We start from the raw sequence: 22,905 nt of genomic DNA on the forward strand, positions 1-22,905 counted from the left end.
GACAATCGTGGATATAACGACGCACGCCGGCCGCGTCCGCCGACGGCCGGTCGAAATGGCGAACAATTGTCGTCGCTCAATTGCTTAAAAACGTTCAGCAACCCCGCGAAATGGAGTGAACACCCACCGTCAACCAAGCGGACGTTTTGCTCGGGGGGTACCGTTTCACCGCTGTGTATAGTCTGGCGTTGTTCGGAGGTCCGGTGAGGAGCGGTATATGAGGGTTTGCGTTGTCGGTACGGGCTATGTCGGGCTCACGACCGGGGTCAGCCTCGCCTTCCTCGGCCACCAGGTGACCTGCGTCGATCTGGACCAGAGCAAGGTCGACATGCTCAACGGCGGCCGCTGCCCGATCTACGAGCCGGGCATGGACGACCTGCTCGCCGAGGCCGCCACCAATCTGACCTTCACCACCAGCTACGCCGAGGCGGTGCCCGGCGCCGACGTGGTGTTCGTCGCCGTGCAGACCCCGTCGGCCGACGACGGCAGCCCCGACCTGCGCTATCTGCGCTCGGCCGCGGAGAGCGTCGCGCAGCACCTCGATCACACCTTCACCGTCGTGGTGAACAAGTCGACCGTCCCGATCGGCAGCGGGAACTGGGTGGACGCGATTCTGCGCGAGTCGTTCGCCGACCGCGCCGACCGCCCGGCGAACTGCGAATTCGCGGTCGCGTCGAATCCCGAGTTCCTGCGCGAGGGCAACGCCATCCACGACACGCTCTTCCCCGACCGGATCGTCATCGGCTCCGACAATCCGCGCAGCCTCGAGGTGCTCAACCACCTCTACCGGCCGATCATCAACCAGACCTTCACGGCGCCCACATTCCTGCCCCGTCCCGACGACATCGGCGCCGTTCCGCTGGTCTCGACCGACCTGGCCTCCGCTGAACTGATCAAGTACGCGGCGAACGCCTTCCTCGCCCTCAAGATCAGCTTTGTCAACGAGATCGGCCAGCTGGCCGGCAAGGTCGGCGCCGACATCACCGAGGTGGCCCGCGGCATCGGCCTCGACCAGCGGATCGGCTCCCGGTTCCTGCAGCCCGGCGTCGGCTGGGGCGGGTCCTGCTTCGGCAAGGACACCAAGGCGCTGATCGCCACCGCCAGCGAGTACAACTACGACATGCCGATCGTGAAGGCGGCCCGCGAGGTCAACGAGCGGCAGCGCGCGATCGCCGTCGAGCGCCTGCAGGACGAGCTGCGCATCCTCAAGGGCCGCAAGATCGGCCTGCTCGGCCTGGCCTTCAAGCCCAACACCGACGACCTGCGCGACTCCCCCGCGCTCGACATCGCCACCCTGCTGCTGGCGCGCGGCGCCCGGGTCCGCCTGCACGACCCGATCGCCGGCGAGCGCTTCCGCCGGGAGCAGCCCGAGCTCGCGCCCTATCTCTCCGACACGCTGGACGGCCTGTTCGACGACTGCGACGCGGTCGTGCTGGTCACCGAGTGGGCGCAGTACCTCGAGCTGGACTGGGCCAAGTTCGTCGGCCTCATGCGCACGCCGATCCTGCTCGACGGCCGCCACGTGCTGGACGCCGATCGCATGGCCCGGATGGGCTACAAATACCTGGCCATCTCCGGCTGATCTGATTTGCCCGTTTTGGGCGCGACACACCGGCCGTCCCACCGGATATCCAGATATCCGCGCGGGGCGGCCGCTTTGCGACTAGGGTCTGCCGCGGGGGGCAATGCGCGCCTGACCAGCGGTTCTCCCTTAACCGGTTAAGGTCCTCTGACCACCGCTGCCGTATCGTTACCGAGTCGATCAACCGGAAATCATTGCGCAACGTCCCGGTTACCTCTTGACTGTGAGCCAAGTAGCGCTTCGGACGGCGACGTCTTCGGACGTCGGAGGCGCGATTTGACATAGGGAGCGGTATGTTCGGTCAACCAACGAGCCCGCGTTTTCGGGCCGTGCTCGCCGGCACGCTGAGTGCCGGAGTGGTCTTCGGCATGGCGGCGTGCGGCGACTCCAAGGGCTCCGACAGCGGGTCGACGGACGCGGCGAAGTCTTCGATCGACTGTGCGCCATACACGAAGTTCGGTGACCTCAAGGGCAAGACGGTCTCGGTGTACACCGGCATCGTCACCCCCGAGGACACCCCGCAGATCAACTCATACAAGCCTTTCGAGCAGTGCACCGGTGTCACGGTCAAGTACGAGGGTGACAAGTCCTTCGAGACCCAGATCCTGGTCCGCGCCAAGGCCGGCAACCCGCCGGACATCGGCATCGTGCCGCAGCCCGGCCTGCTCAAGCAGCTGGTCGCCACGGGCAAGGCGGTGGCCGCGCCGCCCGAGACCGAGGCCAACGTCGACAAGTTCTGGAGCAAGGACTGGAAGACGTACGGCACGGTCGACGGCAAGTTCTACGCCGCGCCGCTGGGCGCCAACGTGAAGTCCCTGGTCTGGTACTCGCCGAGCGAGTTCAAGGACTCGGGCTACACGGTGCCCACCACGCTCGACGAGCTGAAGACCCTCAGCGACAAGATGGTCGCCGACAAGAAGAAGCCGTGGTGCGCGGGCATCAACTCCGGTGACGCCACCGGCTGGCCGGTCACCGACTGGATGGAAGACTTCATGCTCCGGCTGTACGGGCCGGACGTGTACGACAAGTGGGTCAACCACCAGATCCCGTTCAACGGCCCCGAGGCGACGGCGGCCCTGGACGCGGTCGGCGCGTACCTGAAGAACCCCGCCTACGTCAACGGCGGCCTCGGCGACGTCAAGAGCATCGCGTCGACGACCTTCCAGGACGGCGGCCTGCCGATCCTCGACGGCACCTGCGAGATGCACCGCCAGGCCAGCTTCTACGCGGCGAACTGGCCGCAGGGCACCAAGGTGGCCGAGGACGGCGACGTCTTCGCGTTCTACCTGCCCGGCAAGGACACCTCCGCCAAGCCGGTGCTCGGTGGTGGCGAGTTCATCCTCGCCTTCGCGGACCGGCCCGAGGTCAAGGCGTTCCAGACCTACCTGTCGTCCGACACCTGGGCCAACATCAAGGCCAAGCTGTCCAGCGGCTGGGTGAGCGCCAACAAGGGCCTCGACCCGAACAACCTGACCAACCCGATCGACCAGCTCTCGGCGAAGATCCTCCTCGACCCGGCCTCGCAGTTCCGGTTCGACGGCTCGGACCAGATGCCCGCCGCGGTCGGCTCGGACTCCTTCTGGAAGCAGTCGACCGCCTGGATCACCGGTCAGGACACCAAGACGACGGTGGACAACATCGAAAAGTCTTGGCCGAAGTGATCTAATTCGCTCCATCGGGGCCGGTCGGGAGGTCACCAACCTTCCGACCGGCCCTTCAGCCTCTTCTCTCATGAAGCGAAGGAGGTTCGGGTCGCGTGTTCAACACCGCCTCCACCACCCCTGAAAAGCTCTTGCAGATGCTTGCGGCGCTGCTCCTTTTCGCAGCGGTCCTCGGCGTCATCCTGTTCTTCGCCGGTCGGCTCGGCGGCAGGCGCGGCGACAAGTGGGTCGGGTATCTCTACCTGCTCCCCGTCGTGCTGATGCTGCTCGTCGGCCTGGTCTATCCCGGCCTCCGCACCATTTACGAGTCGTTCTTCGACGCCGCCGGAAAGGCGTTCGTCGGGGTCGACAACTACAAGACCATCTTCACCTCCGAGGACCAACTCGTCGTTCTGCGCAACACGGTGTTCTGGGTCGTCCTCACGCCGTTCCTGGCCACCGGCATCGGCCTTGTCTACGCGATCCTCGTGGACAAGTCGCGGTTCGAGTCGTTCGCGAAAGCGCTGATCTTCCTGCCGATGTCGATCTCGTTCGTGGCGGCGTCGGTCATCTGGAAGTTCATGTACGAGTACCGCCCCGACCAGGCGAACGTGCAGCAGATCGGCCTGATCAACCAGATCATCGTCTGGCTCGGCGGAAAGCCGGTCCAGCTGCTGATCGAGTCGCCGCTCAACACGTTCCTGCTGATCATCGTGATGATCTGGATCCAGGCCGGCTTCGCCATGACCGTGCTCTCCGCGGCGATCAAGGCGATCCCGGACGACATCGTCGAGGCCGCCCGGCTCGACGGCGTCAACGCCTGGAGCATGTTCCGGAAGATCACGGTACCCAGCGTCCGCCCGACGATCGTCGTCGTGCTGACCACCATCGGTATCGGCACGCTGAAGGTCTTCGACATCGTCCGCACCATGACCGGCGGCAACTTCAAGACCAGCGTCGTCGCGAACGAGTTCTACAGCCAGACGTTCCGGGCCGACAACCAGGGCCTCGGCGCCGCGCTCGCGGTGCTGCTGTTCATCCTGGTCATCCCCGTCGTCGCCTACAACATCCGCCAGGTTCGTCAATCGGAGGCACGATGAGCACCGTAGCTCCGCTGGCGACGGATTCCGACCTGGCCGCCGAGAAGCCGAGCGCCGCCGCGATCGCCAAGAAGCGGCTCAGCTCGCCCTGGGCGTCGCTGGCCGCGATCGTCATCGCCGTGCTGTGGACGATCCCCACGTTCGGCCTGCTGATCTCGTCGTTCCGGCCGGAGCGGCAGATCAAGCGTACGGGCTGGTGGACGTTCTTCTCCGACCCGACGGTGACGCTGGACAACTACCGGTCCGTGTTCGGCCAAAACGGCGGCGTCAACATGGCCGACTTCTTCGTCAACTCGCTGGTCATCTGCATCCCCTCGGTGCTCATCCCGCTGGCCCTGGCCTCGCTCGCCGCGTACGCCTTCGCCTGGATCAACTTCCGGGGCAAGAACTTCCTGTTCATCGCGATCTTCGCGCTGCAAATCGTTCCGCTGCAGATCACGCTGATCCCGCTGCTGGAGATCTTCGTCCACATCCACATCACCGGCACGTTCTGGACGCTGTGGCTGGCCCACTCGACGTTCGCGTTGCCGCTTGCCATCTACCTCCTGCACAACTTCATGCGCGAGGTGCCCGCCGGCCTGATCGAGGCCGCGAGGGTGGACGGCGCCGGACATGTGGCGATCTTCTTCCGGGTGATGCTCCCACTGCTGACCCCCGCCCTGGCGGCGTTCGGCATCTTCCAGTTCCTCTGGGTGTGGAACGACCTGCTGGTCGCCCTCGTCTTCGCGGGCGGCGGCAACGAGGTCGCGCCGATCACCCTGGCCCTGGCCAACCTGAGCGGCACCCGGGGCACGGCCTGGCAGCTCCTGTCGGCCGGCGCCTTCGTGTCCATCGCCGTACCCGTGCTGGTGTTCCTGCTTCTCCAGCGCTACTTCGTCCGCGGCCTCCTGGCCGGCAGCGTCAAGGGCTAGCTTCGTCGTTCGTCCACCGCGGGGTCCCGCTCGTTTATCGCGAGCGGGGCCCCGCGGTCTCGCGTAGCGTGGCCGGGTGACAAACGCCGCCTGGTCGTGGACCTGGGACGAGACTCTCTACGCCGGCAGCGCGCCGCATTACGCGGTCGGCCGGGTGCCCTATTCGGAAGCGGTGGCCGGGGCGATCCGCGACGAGCTCGGGCTGGACGGCACCGGGCGCCTGCTCGACGTCGGCTGCGGGCCCGGCCCGCTGACCACCCTCCTGGCGCCGCTGTTCGCGTCGGCGGTGGGGGTCGACGCCGACCGGGAGATGATCGAGCTGGCCCGGTCCCGCGCGCCGGAGATCGAGTGGCGGTGCCTGCGGGCCGAGGAACTGCCGGCCGGGCTGGGACGGTTCCGGGCCATCACCTTCGCGCAGTCCTTTCACTGGATGGACCAGGCCGCGGTCGCCCGGACCGCCCGCGACATGCTCGAACCGGACGGTGCGTGGGTGCACCTGGGCGCCATGACCCACCAGGGCCTGCCGCCGACCGCGCCGCTGCCGTTCCCCCAGCCGCCGTGGGACGAGATCGGGGCCCTGGTTCGCGACTTTCTCGGGCCCGTACGCCGGGCCGGTCGCAGCACCCTGCCGAACGGGACCCGCCCCGGCGAGGAGGACGTCATGCGGGCCGCCGGGTGGAGCGGCCCCGTCCGCCTGGAAGTCCCGCAGGCAGCGGTCACCCGCACCGTCGGCGAGGTGGCGTCGGCCGTCTACTCGCTCTCCGGCTCCACGCCGCACCTGCTCGGCCCCCGGCTGCCCGAGTTCGACGCCGACCTGCGGAGGATCCTTCACGCCGCCGCCGACGACGGGCGCTTCGCCGAGGAGATGGGGCCGGTCGAGGTCGTAGTGTGGCGGTTGTGAGCCCGCAACTTGTCGATCGGGCCACCGCCGACGTGGCCCGTCAGCTGTCCGGGGTGAGCCGCCTCGGCGTGGCCTTCTCCGGTGGTGTCGACTCGTCGGTCCTGCTGGCGCTGGCGGCCCGCGCGCTGGGTCCGGCCCGGGTGGTCGCCGTCCTGGGCGTCTCCCCCAGCCTGGCGGCCGACGAGCGGGCGGCGGCGCACGAGGTGGCCCGCTTCATCGGCGTCCCCCTGGCCGAGGTCGAGACCTTCGAGGGCGATCGGGAGGCCTATCGCGCGAACGGGCCCGACCGCTGCTTCCACTGCAAGGACGAGCTGTTCACCCGGATCAGCGCCGCGACCGCGGTGGAGCACGGGCTGGACGCGGTCGCGTACGGCGAAAATGCCGACGACGTGAAGCGCCCCGACCGGCCGGGCGCTCGGGCCGCGGCCGCCCACCAGGTGCTGACTCCTCTGGCCACGGCGGGCCTCACGAAGGCGGACGTGCGCCGGATCGCGCGCGCCCTGGCCCTGCCGTCGGCCGACAAGCCGGCGGCGCCCTGCCTGGCCTCCCGCATCCCCCACTTCACCCCGGTGATCCCGCGCAAGCTGGCCCAGATCGAGCAGGCCGAGGCGGCGCTGCGGCGCCTGGGCTTCACCGATCTGCGCGTACGGCATCACGGCGAGCTGGCGCGCATCGAGCTCCCGCCGGAGGACCTGCGCCGGTCCGCCACCGAGCCGCTGCGGGCCGCCGTGGTCGAGGCCGTTTCCGCCGCCGGGTTCCGGTTCGTGACCCTCGACCTGGCCGGCATCCAGTCCGGCGCGTTCACCAGGGCCGCGATGGCATCGTCCCCGTCCGCGCAGGAAGCCCCGTGACCGACATTTCCGCCTATGCCGACCTGGACCTCGACCGGACCCGGCGGCGGGGCTACCCCGAGGCGGTTTACTGCGCCGGGAAGACGCCCGGCCAGGTGGCCGGGATCGCCGCGGCGGTCCGCGAACACCCCGACGTGGTCACGCTCTTCACCCGCGCCACGGCCGAGCATGCGGAGGCGGTCCGCGCGGTGCTTCCCGACGCCTTCCACGACCCCTCGGCGGCCCTGCTCGCCTGGCCACCGGCCGTCCCCTCGGCGCAGGGTGGCCGGGTCGTGGTCGTGGCGGCCGGAACCTCCGACCTCCCGGTGGCCCGCGAGGCGCTGCTGACCGCCCGTTACCTCGGCCGCCGGGCCGAGCTGGTGGTCGACGTGGGCGTGGCCGGCCTGCATCGGGTGCTCTCCCATCTCGACTTGTTGCGTCAGGCCCGGGCGGTCGTGGTGGTGGCCGGCATGGACGGTGCCCTCCCGGGGGTGGTCGCCGGCCTGATCTCGGCGCCCGTGATCGCCGTCCCCACCTCGGTCGGTTACGGCGCCGCCTTCGAGGGCCTGGCCGCCCTGCTCACGATGCTCAACGCCTGCGCACCCGGCGTCGCGGTGGTCAACATCGACAACGGCTACGGCGGCGGCCACCTGGCCGCCCAGATCGCCGCGCCACCCCGTCCCGATGCCACACCCCATCAGCGACCGCCGGGCTGAAATATCCGGAATTTCACCGCAAGGACGGCCGCGGTCGGTGACCGAGAGGCAGGGCGGGCGGCACGCCTGGAAGGACGGCCGCGGTCGGTGACCGAGAGGCAGAGCGGGGCGGCACGCCTGGAAGGACGGCCGCGGTCGGTGACCGAGAGGCAGAGCGGGGCGGCACGTCGGGAAGAGGGGCACGGTCGGTGACCGAAGGGCAGGGCGGGCGGCACGCCTGGATCGACGCGTCGGCCGGCGTGGCCGGTGACATGCTGCTGGGCGCTCTCCTGGACGCGGGCGCGAGCGAGGAAGCGGTGCGGTCGGCGATCGACGCCGTCGCCGGAGGGGGCGTGCGACTGCGCGTGCGTGAGGTGACTCGGGCCGGATTGCGGGCGCTCAAGGCCGATATCGAGGTCGTCGATGCCGAACCGCCCGAGCGGCACTGGCGGGAGGTCCGCGACCTCGTCGAGCGGGCCGGGCTTCCCGGGGCGGTCGAGCGGGACGCGATCGCCGTCTTCGCCCGGCTTGCCGGGGCGGAGGCCCGCGTGCACGGTATCGAGCCCGACGAGGTCCACTTCCACGAGGTCGGCGCCCTCGACGCGATCGCCGACGTGGTGGGCTGCTGCGCCGCGCTGGCCGACCTCGGCATCGTTACCGTCTCGGCTAGCCCGGTGGCGCTCGGCTCGGGCAGCGTGCGTTCCCGACACGGTCGCCTGCCGGTGCCCGCCCCCGCGGTGGCCGAGCTGGCCCGCGGCTGGCAGGTCTCCGGCACCGGCGATGGCGAGTTGGCGACGCCCACCGGGATGGCGCTGCTTCGCACCCTGGCCGACCGGTGCGAGCCACTGCCGCCGATGACTCTGGAGGCGGTGGGGGTCGGGGCGGGCACTCGCGATCCGGCGGGGCGGGCCAACGTCGTACGCGTGCTGGTGGGTGTTGATGGGGAACACGAGAGTGAGAGGCTCGTCCTGCTCGAGGCCAACGTGGATGATCTCGATCCTCGGCTCTGGCCGGGGGTGCTGCAGGGGCTGCTCGAGCTCGGGGCGGCCGACGCCTGGCTCACGCCGATCGTGATGAAGAAGGGGCGGCCGGCGCACACCCTCAGCGTGCTCTGCCGAGACACGCTGGCCCCGACCATGCGGGAGCGGATCTTCCGGGACACAAGCACGCTCGGCATCCGGCACAGTGCGCGGGGGCGGGTGGCGCTGGATCGGTCGTTCGCCGAGGTGGCCGTGGGAAGCGGGCGCGTCTCGGTGAAGCTGGGGCATCGCGACGGCGTGCTGGTCCAGGTCATGCCGGAGTTCGAGGACGTGGCCGCGCTCGCCCGCCGGGAAGGCCGGCCGGAGCGGCTCGTGCTGCAGGAAGCGCAAGCCGCCGCGGCCGCCGCGGGACTCGTGGTGGGCGAGCCGGTCAGCCGATCTTGAAGACCTTGCGGGGCTGCGAGGCCACCAGGGCGGTGAGTGTCTCCAGGGCCTCGTCCTCGTCCAGGCGGTGCTCGGACACCAGCTCGGCCAGGAAACCGGCGTCCAGGCGGCGGGACATGTCGTGGCGGACGGGAATCGAGCAGAACGCCCGGGTGTCGTCGATGAAGCCGGACAGCCGGGAGAAGCCAGAGATCTCGGTGACGGAGCGCTGGTACGACCGGATCTCGGCTGGGTTGTCGAGGAACCACCACGGCGCACCGGCGTACACGGAAGGGTAGAAACCGGCCAGCGGCGCGATCTCGCGGCTGTAGACGGTCGCGTCCACGGTGAACAGCACCAGGTGGAAGCCGGGATAGGTGCCGAAGCGCTCGAGGAGCGGCTGCAGCGCGCGGGTGAACTCCACCGCGACCGGGATGTCGTGCCCGGTGTCCGGGCCGAAGGCGGCCAGCGTCGCCGGGTGGTGGTTGCGGTGTATGCCGGGATGGAGGGTCATGACCAGTCCGTCCTCGCACGACATCCGGGCCATCTCGAAGATCATGTGCTGCCGGAAGGCCACGGCCTCGCGAACGGTCACCGTCCCGGCGAGCGCCGACCGGTAGATGCGCTCGGCGTCCCGGCGGTCCAGGGGCACCGCGCCCGCGTCCACGTGCCCGTGATCGGCCGACACCGCGCCCTGCGTCACGAAGTATCGCCGGCGCTCCTCCAATGTGGCGATAAATCCGGCATAGGTTTCGACGTCGCCCAATTCTTTGACGTACGTGGGCCAGCCGGGGCGCCCGACCTCGAGGTAGCGGTCGGGGCGGAACGTGGGTGCGATGGTCGCCGCGATCGCGGGGTCGTCCCGCAGTGCCCGGTGAGCCGACAGGTCGTCGGCCGGGTCGTCGGTGGTGGCCAGGAACGAGATCCCGAAGCGCTGCAGCAACTCCCGCGGCCGGTGCGTCGGGGCACCCAGCCGCGCGGCGATCTCGTCGTACAAAATGTCGGAATTGTCGGCGGACGGCCGCGAGGTGATCCCGAACAGCGAGGACAACGAGTCCTCCAGCCAATATCGCACCGGCGTGCCCCGCAGCAGATCCCAATGGGAGCAGAGCAGCCGCCAGGCCGCTCGCGCCTGATCCTCGGGAAGCGGACCCGAGCCGACCCCGAGCGACGACAACGGCACCCCGCCCGCATGCAGCAGCCGGGTCACGTAGTGATCGGGCTGGATGAAAAGCGACGCCGGATCCGCGAACGGCGTGTCGTCCCGCAACAGCCGCGGATCCACATGCCCGTGCGGGCTCACGACCGGCAGTTCGCGGACGGCGGCGTAGAGGCGGCGGGCGAGGGAGCGCACCCCCGGATCGGCGGGCAGCAGCCGGTCGGGGTGCAACGTCAGGGCGGCCATGGGCCCGAGCCTCAGGGGACGAAGCCCGCAAGGCAAGCGGTTGCCAGTTGTTGCCGCGACCGCCGAGGCAACAACTGGCAACTCATTGCCACCGCGCCGATGCCGGGGAAACAGTGATGCGGATCACTCGATGCCGGCAGCCGGCGAAGGAGACCAACATGCGTAACCAGAAGATCATTGCGCTTGCCGGTGTGACGGTGCTGGCCGCCGCGCTGGCCGCCTGCGGCGGTGGCGACGACGGCGGGAGCGGCGGCGACGGCAAGACGCTCGACGTGCTGATCGGGGCGAACACGCAGTACCCCGAGGAGTTCCAGGCCTGGCAGAAGTCCATCAGCGACAAGTTCAAGGCGCAGACCGGCGCGACCGTGAAGTTCGAGCAGTTCGCCAGCGCGAACGACGAGCTCACGAAGATACAGACCTCGGTCGTGGCCGGCTCCGGCCCCGACGTGTACGCGGTCGGCACCACCATGACCCCCACCGCCTACTCGACCGGCGCCTTCGTGAAGATGGGCGACTCCGAGTGGCAGAAGATCGGCGGCAAGGACAAGTTCAACCCGGCCACCCTCGGCATCTCCGGCCCGGACGAGAACAACCTGGTCGGCATCCCGTGGGTGAGCCGCCCGTTCGTGATGGCGTACAACACCGACCTGCTGAAGGCGGCCGGCATCGACAAGCCCGCCACCACCTGGGACGAGCTGCGCGACCAGGCCAAGAAGATGACCCATGGCGACCAGTACGGCCTGGCGGTCGCCTACAAGGACAACTTCGACCCGTGGAAGTTCGTCTGGGGCATGTCCGTGCAGGCCGGCAACCCGCTGGTCGACGGCAAGACGGCCAAGCTGCAGGACCCGACCGTGCAGAAGGCGTACGAGACCTACTTCGGCTGGCTGACCACCGACAAGATCGTCGACCCGGCGGCCGTCGGCTGGACCAACCCGCAGGCGCTCGCCTCGTTCGCCAAGGGCAAGACCGGCTACTTCGCGCTGACCACCTCGACCGCGACGAACTCCCTCGAACAGGGCGCGGTGAAGGGCAAGTGGGCGTTCGCGCTGCTGCCGACCGTCCCGCCCGGCGCCACCTCCCGCCCGGCCAACGGCGTGGAGGCCGCGAGCATCCTCTCCGGCGACAACCTGCTGGTCGCCGACTACTCGAAGAACAAGGACCTGGCCTTCCAGTACGTCAAGCTGGTCACCGACCCGGACGTGCAGCTCGACTACTACCAGAAGTTCGGCAACCTGCCGGCCAACGCCTCGGCGCTGCAGACCCTCTCCTCCGACCAGCGGCTCGGCCCGGTGACCGAGGCGGCGAAGAAGTCGGTGGCCACGCCGTTCACCGGCGCCTGGAGCGACATCCAGCTGGCCCTCACCAACGTGGCCGTGCAGTCCCTGCCCGACCTGGCCAAGGGCTCGCTGAGCGCGCAGCAGATCGACAGCCGGATCGCCACCGCGCAGAAGTCCGCCCAGTCGTCCCTGGACCGGGCCAAGTAGATGACCACCGAGTTGCTCGACCAGCGAAACCGGCGAAACCGGCGAAACCGGCGAAAAGAGCCGCGGGTCAAGAGGGCCGAGCGCAAGAACCGTGGCGTGACGGAGCGGCAGCGCCCGCTGTGGCTCCTCACGCCCGGTGGGCTCCTGATGGTCCTGGTCATCCTGGTCCCGCTGGCGCTCGCGCTGTGGATCTCGCTGACCGACCTCGACCAGTACACGCTGCGCCGCTGGATCCAGGCGCCGTTCATCGGCCTCGACAACTACGTCGAGTCGTTCGACGCCGGCCTGCTTCACTCGATCTGGATCAGCGTGTCCTTCGCCCTGATCGCGACGGCCGCGACGGTGCCGATCGGCATCGCCGCGGCGGTGGTCACGCAGAACAAGTACCGCGGCCGCGGCCTGGTGCGCGCGGTCTTCCTCATCCCGTACGTGCTGCCGTCGTTCGTGGTGGCCACGGTGTGGCGCACGATGCTGCAGCCGGACGGCATCGTGAACAGCGTGCTCGGCAGCGAGGGCAGCCTCTGGCTCAGCGGTTCCCGGTCGTACTGGACGCTGATCCTGGTGGAGATCTGGGCGGCCTGGCCGTTCATCTACCTGATGGCCCTGGCCGCCCTGCAGTCGGTGGACCACGAGGTGCACGAGGCGTCCGCGGTGGACGGCGTCACCTGGTGGCCGAAGCTGACGCACGTGATCCTGCCGTACCTGCGCGGTCCGGTGCTGCTGGCCTGCCTGCTGGCCACGCTCAACCACATCAACAACTTCACGCTGCCGTTCGTGCTGTTCGGCGCGCCCGCACCGGACAACGTCAACGTCATGCCGATGCTGGTCTACGTGACGAGCTTCCAGGGCCTGCGGTTCGGCCTGAGCGCGGCGATGGCCGTGGTGTCGCTGATCATCATCCTGATCCCGCTCTTCGTCTACCTGCGAGCGGTTCGCTTGGACGTCCATGAGGAAGGGGGCCGGAAGTGAGCGCTCATGGCGAGGCCACCCGGCTGCTCCCCCGGCCGCTGCTGGTCACGATCACCGTGCTGCTCTGCGCGCTCGTGCTGGTGCCGATCTCGTACATCGTGCTGGCCTCGCTCAACAGCGACGTGGGGGTGGCGTCCGGCGAGTTCTGGCCGAGCTCGTTCAGCCTGGAGAGCTACCACAAGATCTGGACCACGGCCGACCTGTCCACCGGCATCGTCAACAGCCTCATCGTGTGCGGCGCGACGGCGGTCGCCTCGGCCCTGCTCGGCACCACCACGGCGTACGTGCTGGTCCGTTACCAGTTCCGGGGCCGGCTGACGATCCTGCGCGGGCTGGTCGGCCTGCAGAGCATCCCGGGCACGCTGATGCTGCTGCCGGTGTTCGTGCTGTTCTCCAGCGCCGGCAACTACCTCGGGCTGACCGTGGTCGGCACCCGGTGGGGCCTGTTCATCGCGTACCTGACGTTCGCGCTGCCGTTCTCGACCTGGGTGATGGTCACCTACTTGCGCGGACTGCCGCGCGAGCTGGAGGAGGCGGCCCGCACCGAGGGCGCGAACACGGTGACCATCCTGTGGAAGATCATCGTGCCGCTGAGCCTGCCGGCCATCGTGGTCGCCGGGATCTTCGCCTTCCTGCTGGGCTGGAACGACGTCCTGTTCGCCTCGGTGCTGACCCGGCCCGAGACGCACACCGCCGCGGTGGCCCTGCAGGTGTTCGGCTCGTCGCAGGAGGGCGGCGCGCTGCCGGTCTACTCGCAGATGATGGCGGCCGCGCTGGTCTGCGCCGCGCCGGTGGTGATCCTCTATCTGATCTTCCAGCGCTACCTGGTGGGTGGGCTGACCGCGGGCGGTGTGAAGTGAGGGTGGCGGTGATCGGCCGGGGCGACGTCTCGGTCGTGCACCTCGCGGCGATCGAGAAGCTGGGCGCCTCACTGGTGGCGGTCGTCGACTCGAAGATCGACCACCGGGTCATGCTCGACGAGTTGCGGCCGGACATCGTGCACATCTGTACGCCGCACGACCGGCACGTGCCCATCGCGATCGACGCCCTGGAACGCGGTTCCCATGTGCTCCTCGAGAAGCCGGTGGCCCACACGATCGAGGAGGCCGAGCGACTGGTCGCCGCGGCCAAGGACTTCCCCGATCTCCAGGTCGGCGTCTGCCTGCAGAATCGCTACAACACGTCATCAAAAATCGTGAAGAGTCGGGCGGCGGCTCGGGGTGGCTCGGCCACGGTCATCTGGCACCGCCCGGCGGCCTACTACGAGGCGAAACCCTGGCGGGGTCAACGGCTGCGCAGCGGCGGCGGGGTTCTGATCAACCAGGCCATCCATACGATCGACCTGATGCAATGGTTCCTCGGCGACGTCGCCGACGTTTCCGGACATATCATGGGATATCCGGGGCTGGACGTGGAAGGCACGGCCAACCTGATGCTCGACCACGCCGGCGGCGCGCGCAGCGTCATCTTCGCGACTGTCGCCAACGTGGTCGACTCCCCCGTGACCATCGAGATCGTCACCGATGACGCCACGTTCTCCATTCGCGGGGACCTGACCATCAGTTATGCGGACGGCCGGACGGAGGTGATTGCCGAGCCGCTTCCCGAATCGGGCGGCCGCGCCTATTGGGGTGCCTCCCACGAGCTTCTCATCGCCGATTTCTATCGCGCGATCTCGCACGGGGAGCCATTCTGGATAACTCCGTCGGAGGCCTTGAAATCCCAGTACGTCATTGACGAGCTCTACCGAAGGAACAGCTGACGATGTGGACTCTCTCCGGATTCGCCGACGAGATCTCCCCCGATCTCACCGAGCAGTGCGAGGTCGCCACGAGCCTCGGCCTCAAGTACATCGAGGTGCGCAGCGCCTGGGACGTCAACATTCTCGACCTGTCCCCCGATCAGCTCGCGACCATGAAAAAGACGCTTTCCGCGTACGGGATGAAGGTGTCCAGCATCGGGTCGCCGATCGGGAAGATCTTCATCGATGAGGATTTCGCGCCGCACCTCGAGCGAATGCGGCACGCCGCCGAGGTCGCTCACGAGCTCGACGCCCCGTACATCAGAATCTTCTCGTTCTTCCTGCGTCCCGGCAGCGACCCGGCCGACCATCGGGCGGAGGTGATCGACCGGATGCGGGCGCTGGTGCGGGTGGCCGAGGAGGCCGATCTGATCCTGCTGCACGAGAACGAGAAGGAGATCTACGGCGATGTGCCCGACCGCTGCCTCGACCTGATCCGCTCGGTCGGCTCGCCCTATCTGCGGCTGGCCTGGGACCCGGCGAATTTCGTGCAGGTCGGCGTGCGGCCCTATTCCGAGGGGTACGCGAAATTGCGCCCGCATCTGGAGTACGTGCAGATCAAGGACGCTCTGGCCGCCGACGGAACGGTGGTTCCGGCCGGGCAGGGCGACGGCGAGGTGGCCGAGACGATCCGCGCGCTGCGGCACGACGGTTTCGACGGTTTCTTCTCCCTCGAACCCCATCTGGCCCTGGGCCACGCGACCGGCGGCTATTCCGGCCCCGACCTTTTCCGGACGGCCTGGCGCGCTTTCACCGACCTTTTGAAGACCGAGGAGATTGAGTACGCGTGAGCACCGCACCGAAATTCGCTCTCGTCGGCGCCGGCGTCATCGGCAAGCACCACGGCCTGGTGATGAGCCAGCTCGCCGACCGGCTTTCCCTGGTCGCCGTGGCCGACATCGATCTACCGGCGGCAGAGGCGCTCGCGGCCGAGCGCGGCGGACGGCCGTACGCGTCATTGAATGCCGCCCTCGTTGCGGAAGAAATCGATGTGGTCGTCGTTTGCACGCCCACCGGGCGGCACGGCGAGGTGGCGATCGAGGCCCTCGAGGCCGGCAAGCATGTGATCGTCGAGAAGCCGGCCGAGGTCACCGTGGCCCGCACCGACGAGATCATCGCGGCCCGGCAGAAGGCCGGCACGCTGGTCACGGTGATCTCGCAGCACCGGTTCGACCCGGCCACCGAGCAGACCCTCGCGGCGATCGAGCGGGGCGAGTTCGGGCGGCTGACCTCGGGGATCGCCTCGATCGACTGGTGGCGCGGGCAGAGCTACTACGACTCGGGCGGCTGGCGCGGCACGTGGGAGCTCGACGGCGGCGGCGCGCTGATGAACCAGGGCGTGCACACCGTCGACCTGCTCATCGCGGCGCTGGGCCGGCCGGTCGAGGTGTTCGCCTACACCGGCACGCTCGCCCACGAGCGCATCGAGGTGGAGGACGTCGCGACCGGGGTGGTGCGGTTCGAGTCGGGCGCGCTCGGCGTTCTGCACGCGACCACGGCCGCCTACCCGGGGCTGAGCGCGCGGCTGCAGGTGCACGGCGACCGCGGCTCGGCGGTGATCGACAACGACGAGGTGGCGTTCTTCCACTCCACGCCGGCGGGCTCGACTCCCGAGGAGCGGCTGATGGGCTCGACGCAGGCCCTGTCTTCGTCGAGCGCGGTCACCGCCGCCGCCAACCCGGGTCAGCTCTCCGACGCGCACCGCAAGCAGTACCTGAACTTCCTGGGCGCGCTCGCGGGGACCGAGAAGCTGCGGGTCGATCTGGAGACCAACCGGCAGGCCGTCGCCGTCATCACGGCCGCGTACGAGTCGTCGCGTACGGGAAGGCCGGTGGTGTTGTCGTGAGCCGGATCGCCGCCAACCCGATTCCGTACTGGGCCTCGGCCGGCAAGACCCGTGCGGTCCTCGCCACGGCGTTCGCCGACTTCCAGGAGATCGGCTTCACGGCGGTCAAGGCGGACGTGCCCGACGACATGACCGCCGCTTCGTACGCCTCCTGGATCGCCGGGTACGGGCTGCGGCCGTCGCTGAGCCTGTTCAATTCTCCGTTCGACGAGACGGTCTCGCTCTCGGCCGAGGTCGAGCGGGCCAAGCAGTTCGCCGCCGTCCAGGTCGAGCTGGGCCTCGACCGTACGATGATCTCGTCCATGGCGCGACCGGAACGCCTGGCGCAACCCGCCGTGGGCGCCGGATTCGACGAGGGGCGGCTGGCCCGGGCGATCGACGCGTGCGGTGAGGTGTGCCGCGTTCTCCAGGCCGAGGGGCTGCGGCCGCTGCATCACTCGCACGTCGGCGGGGTCTTCGAGACCGAGTACGAGATCACGCGGCTGCTCGACGATCTCGGGCCGGATGTGATCGGCTTCGGGCCGGACACCGGGCATCTGCGCTGGGCCGGCGTCGAACCGGCCGGGTTCATCCGCCGGTACGCCTCCCGGCTCGGCGGGATCCACATCAAGGACGTCTTCCCCGACCTGCTGGAGCGGCGCGACCTCAGCTACTCCGCGGCCGCCGCGACCAAGCGGCTCTGGGCGGAGCCCGGGCTCGGCATGGTCGACTTCGATGCGGTGCTGGCCGCGATCCCGTTGGGCTACGACGGCGACTTCATGATCGAGGTGGACGAGCCCAGCGTCGTCTCGAAACGAGAATCACACGCTATGTCGTTCGCCTGGGCGAATTCGGCCCTGGCGGGCAGGATCGAGGAATGACCACCGTTTCGACGGCCGCCGCCCGGGTGGGTGGCGCCGACCGCGTCCTGACCGATGACGAGGTCACCTCGTTCATCGCTTCGCAGCTCGCGGGCATTGACGCCGACGGGCGCAGCGTGTGTGTGCTGGTGCCCGACGGCACTCGCGTGTGCCCGCTGCCGCTGCTGGTGGGGGCCGTGCATCGGGCGCTGCACGGGCGGGTGTCGCGGCTCACTGTGCTGATCGCGCTGGGCACGCACGGTGCGATGTCGTCTTCCGCCCTTTCTTCCCATGTCGGCGTTTATCCGGACACCACGGTCATCAACCATGAGTGGTGGAAGCCGTCGACCTTCGCGCACCTCGGGACCATCCCCAGCTCGCGGATCTCCGAGCTCTCCGACGGCCGGATGAGCGGCGACGTCGAGGTCATGCTCAACCGGGCGGTGGTCGAGCACGACATCGCGCTGGTGGTCGGGCCGGTGCTGCCGCACGAGGTGGTCGGCATGTCCGGTGGCAACAAGTACTTTTTCCCCGGCGTCGCGGGCCAGAAGATCATCGACGTGTCGCACTGGCTCGGTGCGCTGATCACCTCGGCCGAGATCATCGGGACGACCGGGCTGACGCCGGTGCGGGCGCTGATCAACGACGGTGCGGCCATGATCCCTGCTTCCACGTATGCCTTCAGCGTGGTCACCGCCTCAGGCGACGCGGGCGGGCTGCACTCGATCTCGTTCGGTGACCCGATCGCGTCGTGGGCCAGCGCCGCCGAGATCAGCGCGGCCACCCACATCACGTACCTTTCCTCGCCCGTACAGCGGGTGCTGTCTCTGATCCCGCCGATGTATGACGAGATCTGGACCGGCGCCAAGGGCTTCTACAAGGTCGAGCCGGTGGTCGCCGACGGCGGCGAGGTCATCCTGTACGCGCCGCACATCCGCGAGATCGCCACCAGCCACCCGCAGATCCACGAGATCGGCTACCACTGCCGGGACTACTTCGTGAAGCAGTGGGACCGGTTCAAGGACGTGCATTGGGGGGTGCTGGCGCACTCGACGCACCTGCGCGGCGCCGGTACCTACGACGCGTCGACCGGTGTGGAGCGGCTGCGGGTTCAGGTCACCCTGGCGACCGGCATTCCGCGGTCCGTCTGTGAGGCGGTGAATCTCGGTTACCGGGATCCCGCCACGATCGACGTCGCCGAGTTCGCCGCCGATCCCGCGACCATGGTCGTGCCCCGGGCCGGCGAGGTCCTGTTCCGCCTGCGCTGAGCCGTCGATCCCCGAACCACCAGCCGTACGGGCAGCACCAGCGGGTCGCCGCTGGGCTGTGCGCCCTGGGCGACCGCGATGCAGTTGCGCACGCCGGTGAAGCCCATCCGGTACAGCGGCGACGCGATCGTGGTGAGCTGCGGCTCCACCAGCTCGTCGAAGATGATGTTGTCGAACCCGACCACGCTCACCTGTCCCGGCACATCGATGCCGAGCCGGCCCAGCCCCTTCAGGATGCCGATCGCGAGCTGGTCGTTGTACGCCTGAACCGCGGTCGACTCGAGCTCGGCCACCCGCAGCGCCGCGCTCAGTCCGGCCAGGACGGTCGGCTCGCACGGCCCGACCCGCCGCGCCTCGAGGCCCAGCTCGCCGGCGACCTTGCGTACGGCCCGCCATCGGACTCCGTCCGACCAGCTGGCCTCGGGCCCGGCCACGTAGGTGATCCGCTCGTGCCCCAGCCGGGCGAGATGCTCGACGGCCCGGCGTATGCCCCGCTCGGCGTCGTTGAGCACGCAGTTCGCCTCCGGGATCACCCGGTTGAGCAGCACGACCGCCTTCTGCTTGGCCACCATCCGCAGGGCGGAGTCGGTCATCCGCGAGCTGGCGATCACCAGCCCGTCGACCTGCCCCAGCTCCCGCTCGATGGTCTGCCGTTCCACCTTCGGCGACTCGTTCGTGTGCGAGAGCATCAGCTGGTAGCCGGCCTCCCGCGCCGCCTCGTAGGCGCCCTTGATGATGTCCCCGTAGAACGGATTCGTCACATCGGCGACGACCAGAGCGATGGCCCGCCGCGGCGCCCCACCGGCCGGTTGCCCGGCCGCTCCCGACCGATACCCCAGGCGCTCGGCCGCCTGAAAGATCCGCTGAGCCGTCTCCGCATTGACCCGCCCCGGCCGCGCATAGGCCCGCGACACGGTGGAAGCGGACACCCCCGCCTCCGTCGCCACGTCGTAGATAGTCGGGCGGCCCATGTCGAAGATGTTAAATCCGTTACCTCCCTTCCGACACTGGACGGCCCTTTGTTACTAATCTCTGGCCGTGATCGCTTCCCCGACGCACCCGGTCGACGTGCTGCTCCTCCTCACCGACGGGGACCGGGTCCTGCTCGGCCTGCGAGCGCGGCTGCGAGCGGAACGGGTGACGGATCGTCTCCGTGGTTACCGTGGCTGATGTGAGCGATGACGTCCGGTCCGAGATACGCGCCGCGCTCGAGGAGCGGCGGCTGGTGCCCGTGATCGGCGTCGGCGTGTCCCGCGCGGCGGCCGGCCTGCCGACATGGTGGCAGGCCGTCGACGCGGCCCGGCAGCACCTCGAGCGGACGAACGCCGTCGACGCCGGTGAGCTCGCCGAAGCCGCGCGCCTGCTCGACGCCGGGGATCTCGTCGCGGCCGCGGCCCTGCTGACCGGCCGGCTGAAGGACCTGCGGGAGTGGGGCGCCTGGCTACGCCGGGCCTTCCGGGTGGAGCGCGGCGCGGTCCACGACTGGCGGCTGCCGTCGGCCGTCTTCGAGCTGATGTGCCCGCTGCTGGCCACGACGAACTACGACCCGATCCTCTCCTTCGACTCGCTGGTGCCCCGCGAGGCCGTCTCGTGGGACCGGCCGGCGTCGATGCAGGCGGCGCTGCGGGACTCGGGCGGCGTTCTGCACCTGCACGGGGTCTGGGACAAGCCGGACACGGTCGTGTTCGGCACCGCGGACTACGACCGGCTGGCGGCCGACGAGGCGTACGAGTCGGTGATGCGCACCCTGTGGCTGGACCGCACGCTGCTGTTCGTCGGCTGCAGCTTCGACGGTATGCAGGACCCGGACGTCGGCCGTCTGCTCGCGTGGGCGGGCAAGACGTTCGGGCAGAGCCAGTTCCGGCACTACGCGCTGCTGCCGACCGCGGAGTGCGTGCCCGAGCGGGTGGCGCACCTGCTCCGGCAGCGCATCCAGGTGATCGACTACGGCCCGGACCCGGGAACGCTGCCCGACTTCCTCCGCTCCCTCAACCCGGGCCTCCGCGCGGCGCGGATCGCGGCGGTGACCCGCGCGCGGGAGATCGTGGAGCTCCACGACCCCGGCGACAAGGACCTGCTCGCCCAGCTGTTCGACCAGGTGATGCCGCGCGAACACCGCACGATCACGGCGGCGGACGCGGCCGCCCAGGTGCTCACCGACCGATCGGCCTCCGCCGAGCGCCGGCGTCAGGAGCTCTTCCAGCTGCAGCAGGTGGCCGGTTCGATGGTCGACCGGGCGGCGATGCACTGGGTCGCGTTCGAGCTGGACAGGCGGCGCACCCTCGATGAGGAGAACCGCCCGAGGTTCCGGGCCACCGCCGTCCGCGTGTGGTCGGCCTGGCAGCTCTTCCCGAAGCCCCTCCTGGACGCGCTGCATCAGCGCGGTGTGCAGATCCACCGCGGCTTCTTGGAGAGCAGTCTCGGCTACTTCGTCCGCCAAGTCGTGATCACGGCCGACGAGAGCGGGGAACGGCTCGGCGATCCTGACAATCCCGATCCCCTCGACAAGCCGTACACCGTGGAGAACGTCCAGCGGCTCGCGTCCTCGCTGGAGTCCGTTCTGGCCGCCGACCCGTACACGGTCTTCCCCGTCCCGGCGGCCGGCCTGGGCAGCGTTCCCGCCGGGCCGGCGGTGATCGTCGCGCGGGGCGACCAGGCCGAGCTCCGGGCCGCGGACAACCTCGCGGTGCGGTCCGCGGCGCTCCGCGCGGGCACTGGCGACCTGCGCCGGGTCGAGGCCGTCGCCTGGCGCGGAAAGACCTACCTGACCGGCTACAGCCCGAGCGCCGCGTACCTGTGGGAGCCGCGGGTGTCGCTCGAACCGGCGCGGATCTTCGAGAGCGCCGACGGTGGCCGGGTCAAGTCCGTGGCGCATGTCGTCCAGGACGACACCCTGCACACGTTCGTGCTGACCGAGCGGACCATCGAGTACCTGGTGGACTTCGACCTGAGGAACGCCCTCGCCCTCGGCTACAACAACCTGGCGGAGGTCGCCGCGTTGCCGGGCCCTTCGTTCGTCCTGCACGACGTGGACGACGGGGACCGGCTCCGGGGCGAGCGCGGCACCCAGCTCACCACCGATCAGGTGCTGGCGTTCCTCGCCGCGTGCGAGACGGGCCCGGACCCGACCTCCGTGCACATCGGCGACATCCACGCCGGCTCGATGGCGGGCCGGGCCGTGCTCTGCGTGACCATCCTGATCGATCGGCGCGCCGGTGACGGTTACGACTACCAGAGTGGCGTTCTCCTCGCCGAGTTGCTCGGCGAGCGGCTGACCCCGTTCGCCTTCCTGCCGCTCCCGGTGGAGAACGCGTGCTCGGTACGCCTGCAGGACCTGACCGGCGGATTCCGGCTCATCTGCGGCGCCCATCCCGGGCCGGGCGACGCCGGGAAGCCGATGGTCTTCTGGAGCGCGCCCTTCCCGGCCGGGGCGCGCGGCCTGCTCGCCGTCGAGGGCTCGGCCCTGACCGAGGAGGCGATGTGGGCGGTGGCCGCGCCGGCCGGGGCGGACTCGATCGTCGCGGCGCTGCGCGGCAAGGAGAACACGCTGTGGCGGGTCGACCTGAGAAACGGGCGGCCCGAGCTGATCGCCCGGTTCGCCGACCCGCAGATCAGATGGCTGGAGTTCGCGGCGTTGTAGGAGGCGTGAGCGGCTGGGCCCGAGCACGGGACCACGAGGCGGGCGTCCCGCTGTTAGTGTCGGCGCCCGTGCGCAAGTTGACGACCATCCTTCTGCTGGCCGCCCTGGCGTTGAGCGGGTGCGGACTGGTCCACCACGACTCCCAGGACGACAAGCTGAAGCGCGCGATCGAGGAGAACGCCAAACTCACCGTCTTCCTCCCCGCCACGGCCACCGACAAGCAACACCAGGCCGTCGAAGCGAAGCTGCGCTCCCTGCCCGGCGTGAAGGATGTCGTCTACGAGAGCAAGGCCGAGGCGTACGCCACCTTCGGCCATTTGTTCTCCGCCGAGCCCGGCTTCGTCGACAGCGTCCGGCCTTCCGCGCTCCCCGACAGCTACCGGGTCCGGCTGACCGGCACCAAGGCCGCCCTGCAGATCCGCGACAGCCCGCTCCAGGACGAGATCGAAAACCTCCCCGGCGTCGACAAAATCCTGTTCTCCTGCCTCACGGTCGACGAGTGCCGCAAGGCCTACTCCCCCAAGCCCACACCGAGCCCGAGTCCCAGCTGAGCGGAGGATGGTGGCGTGACGATCGAGTGGCGTGATT

At 69.4% G+C, this 22,905-nt stretch carries 21 protein-coding genes; 19 read left to right on the top strand and 2 right to left on the bottom strand.

Features of this window, described 5'->3' with window-relative positions:
- Positions 1 to 217 precede the first annotated feature (217 nt).
- From A3CQ_RS0143535 to larC, 8 genes are all read left to right on the top strand, one after another.
- The gene (locus A3CQ_RS0143535) at positions 218 to 1,582 is read left to right on the top strand and encodes a UDP-glucose dehydrogenase family protein (protein ID WP_020517266.1); all 1,365 of its coding nucleotides are present in this window, start codon (positions 218 to 220) and stop codon (positions 1,580 to 1,582) included.
- Between the two features lie 293 nt (positions 1,583 to 1,875).
- Positions 1,876 to 3,243, top strand: coding sequence for an ABC transporter substrate-binding protein (locus A3CQ_RS0143540; RefSeq protein WP_026206855.1), 1,368 nt, complete (start codon positions 1,876 to 1,878; stop codon positions 3,241 to 3,243).
- Between the two features lie 137 nt (positions 3,244 to 3,380).
- A complete protein-coding gene (locus A3CQ_RS0143545; protein WP_169516365.1) occupies positions 3,381 to 4,322 on the top strand; it encodes a carbohydrate ABC transporter permease in 942 nt (313 codons plus the stop codon).
- Positions 4,319 to 5,233 carry a carbohydrate ABC transporter permease gene (locus tag A3CQ_RS0143550; RefSeq protein ID WP_020517269.1) on the top strand — a complete coding sequence of 305 codons (915 nt, stop codon included), beginning with the start codon at positions 4,319 to 4,321 and terminating at the stop codon, positions 5,231 to 5,233. The genes A3CQ_RS0143545 and A3CQ_RS0143550 overlap by 4 nt, the downstream gene beginning before the upstream one ends.
- 76 nt (positions 5,234 to 5,309) lie before the next feature.
- Positions 5,310 to 6,134 carry a class I SAM-dependent methyltransferase gene (locus tag A3CQ_RS0143555; protein ID WP_020517270.1) on the top strand — a complete coding sequence of 275 codons (825 nt, stop codon included), beginning with the start codon at positions 5,310 to 5,312 and terminating at the stop codon, positions 6,132 to 6,134.
- Positions 6,131 to 6,985, top strand: a complete 855-nt coding sequence (larE, locus tag A3CQ_RS56140; protein ID WP_020517271.1) for an ATP-dependent sacrificial sulfur transferase LarE — start codon at positions 6,131 to 6,133, stop codon at positions 6,983 to 6,985. The genes A3CQ_RS0143555 and larE overlap by 4 nt, the downstream gene beginning before the upstream one ends.
- Positions 6,982 to 7,680 (top strand): nickel pincer cofactor biosynthesis protein LarB, encoded by a 699-nt coding sequence (larB, locus tag A3CQ_RS0143565; protein ID WP_020517272.1) that lies wholly within the window; start codon positions 6,982 to 6,984, stop codon positions 7,678 to 7,680. The genes larE and larB overlap by 4 nt, the downstream gene beginning before the upstream one ends.
- A 188-nt stretch (positions 7,681 to 7,868) precedes the next feature.
- Entirely contained in the window at positions 7,869 to 9,083 is a 1,215-nt protein-coding gene (gene larC / locus A3CQ_RS0143570) for a nickel pincer cofactor biosynthesis protein LarC (RefSeq protein ID WP_020517273.1), read from the top strand.
- Here the strand turns inward: larC and uxaC are convergent.
- On the bottom strand, positions 9,070 to 10,467 hold the full coding sequence (uxaC, locus tag A3CQ_RS0143575) for a glucuronate isomerase (RefSeq protein WP_020517274.1): 1,398 nt from the start codon (positions 10,465 to 10,467) through the stop codon (positions 9,070 to 9,072). The two genes, larC and uxaC, sit on opposite strands and share 14 nt — an antisense overlap.
- A 158-nt stretch (positions 10,468 to 10,625) precedes the next feature.
- On the opposite strand from uxaC, the gene A3CQ_RS0143580 reads away from it, so the two are divergent.
- The 8 genes from A3CQ_RS0143580 to A3CQ_RS0143615 all read left to right on the top strand — a co-directional run bounded on the left by A3CQ_RS0143580 (position 10,626) and on the right by A3CQ_RS0143615 (position 18,677).
- Positions 10,626 to 11,954 carry an extracellular solute-binding protein gene (locus A3CQ_RS0143580; RefSeq protein ID WP_020517275.1) on the top strand — a complete coding sequence of 443 codons (1,329 nt, stop codon included), beginning with the start codon at positions 10,626 to 10,628 and terminating at the stop codon, positions 11,952 to 11,954.
- 96 nt (positions 11,955 to 12,050) lie between these two features.
- Positions 12,051 to 12,923 carry a carbohydrate ABC transporter permease gene (locus A3CQ_RS0143585; protein ID WP_211216792.1) on the top strand — a complete coding sequence of 291 codons (873 nt, stop codon included), beginning with the start codon at positions 12,051 to 12,053 and terminating at the stop codon, positions 12,921 to 12,923.
- Positions 12,920 to 13,783: a carbohydrate ABC transporter permease gene (locus A3CQ_RS0143590; protein WP_020517277.1), complete on the top strand. Its 864-nt coding sequence runs from the start codon at positions 12,920 to 12,922 to the stop codon at positions 13,781 to 13,783. Before A3CQ_RS0143585 ends, A3CQ_RS0143590 begins: the two co-directional genes overlap by 4 nt.
- 2 nt (positions 13,784 to 13,785) lie before the next feature.
- Positions 13,786 to 14,685 carry a Gfo/Idh/MocA family protein gene (locus A3CQ_RS0143595; RefSeq protein ID WP_020517278.1) on the top strand — a complete coding sequence of 300 codons (900 nt, stop codon included), beginning with the start codon at positions 13,786 to 13,788 and terminating at the stop codon, positions 14,683 to 14,685.
- 2 nt (positions 14,686 to 14,687) lie between these two features.
- The gene (locus tag A3CQ_RS0143600; protein ID WP_020517279.1) at positions 14,688 to 15,515 is read left to right on the top strand and encodes a sugar phosphate isomerase/epimerase family protein; all 828 of its coding nucleotides are present in this window, start codon (positions 14,688 to 14,690) and stop codon (positions 15,513 to 15,515) included.
- Positions 15,512 to 16,570, top strand: a complete 1,059-nt coding sequence (locus A3CQ_RS0143605) for a Gfo/Idh/MocA family protein (RefSeq protein ID WP_020517280.1) — start codon at positions 15,512 to 15,514, stop codon at positions 16,568 to 16,570. Before A3CQ_RS0143600 ends, A3CQ_RS0143605 begins: the two co-directional genes overlap by 4 nt.
- Positions 16,567 to 17,430: a sugar phosphate isomerase/epimerase family protein gene (locus A3CQ_RS0143610; protein WP_020517281.1), complete on the top strand. Its 864-nt coding sequence runs from the start codon at positions 16,567 to 16,569 to the stop codon at positions 17,428 to 17,430. The genes A3CQ_RS0143605 and A3CQ_RS0143610 overlap by 4 nt, the downstream gene beginning before the upstream one ends.
- Positions 17,427 to 18,677 carry a lactate racemase domain-containing protein gene (locus tag A3CQ_RS0143615; RefSeq protein WP_020517282.1) on the top strand — a complete coding sequence of 417 codons (1,251 nt, stop codon included), beginning with the start codon at positions 17,427 to 17,429 and terminating at the stop codon, positions 18,675 to 18,677. The genes A3CQ_RS0143610 and A3CQ_RS0143615 overlap by 4 nt, the downstream gene beginning before the upstream one ends.
- Here the strand turns inward: A3CQ_RS0143615 and A3CQ_RS56145 are convergent.
- Entirely contained in the window at positions 18,578 to 19,648 is a 1,071-nt protein-coding gene (locus A3CQ_RS56145) for a LacI family DNA-binding transcriptional regulator (protein WP_020517283.1), read from the bottom strand. The two genes, A3CQ_RS0143615 and A3CQ_RS56145, sit on opposite strands and share 100 nt — an antisense overlap.
- A 67-nt stretch (positions 19,649 to 19,715) precedes the next feature.
- Here A3CQ_RS56145 and A3CQ_RS63840 point away from each other — a divergent pair, with 67 nt between their 5' ends.
- The 3 genes from A3CQ_RS63840 to A3CQ_RS0143635 all read left to right on the top strand — a co-directional run bounded on the left by A3CQ_RS63840 (position 19,716) and on the right by A3CQ_RS0143635 (position 22,868).
- Positions 19,716 to 19,847, top strand: coding sequence for a hypothetical protein (locus A3CQ_RS63840; protein WP_020517284.1), 132 nt, complete (start codon positions 19,716 to 19,718; stop codon positions 19,845 to 19,847).
- Between the two features lies 1 nt (position 19,848).
- Entirely contained in the window at positions 19,849 to 22,317 is a 2,469-nt protein-coding gene (locus A3CQ_RS0143630; protein ID WP_020517285.1) for an SIR2 family NAD-dependent protein deacylase, read from the top strand.
- Between the two features lie 68 nt (positions 22,318 to 22,385).
- Complete coding sequence (locus tag A3CQ_RS0143635; RefSeq protein WP_020517286.1) at positions 22,386 to 22,868, top strand: cell division protein FtsX; 483 nt, start codon at positions 22,386 to 22,388, stop codon at positions 22,866 to 22,868.
- The last annotated feature ends 37 nt before the right edge of the window (positions 22,869 to 22,905 follow it).

It is taken from the genome of Paractinoplanes globisporus DSM 43857 (assembly GCF_000379645.1).
Classification (GTDB): Bacteria; Actinomycetota; Actinomycetes; order Mycobacteriales; family Micromonosporaceae; genus Actinoplanes; species Actinoplanes globisporus.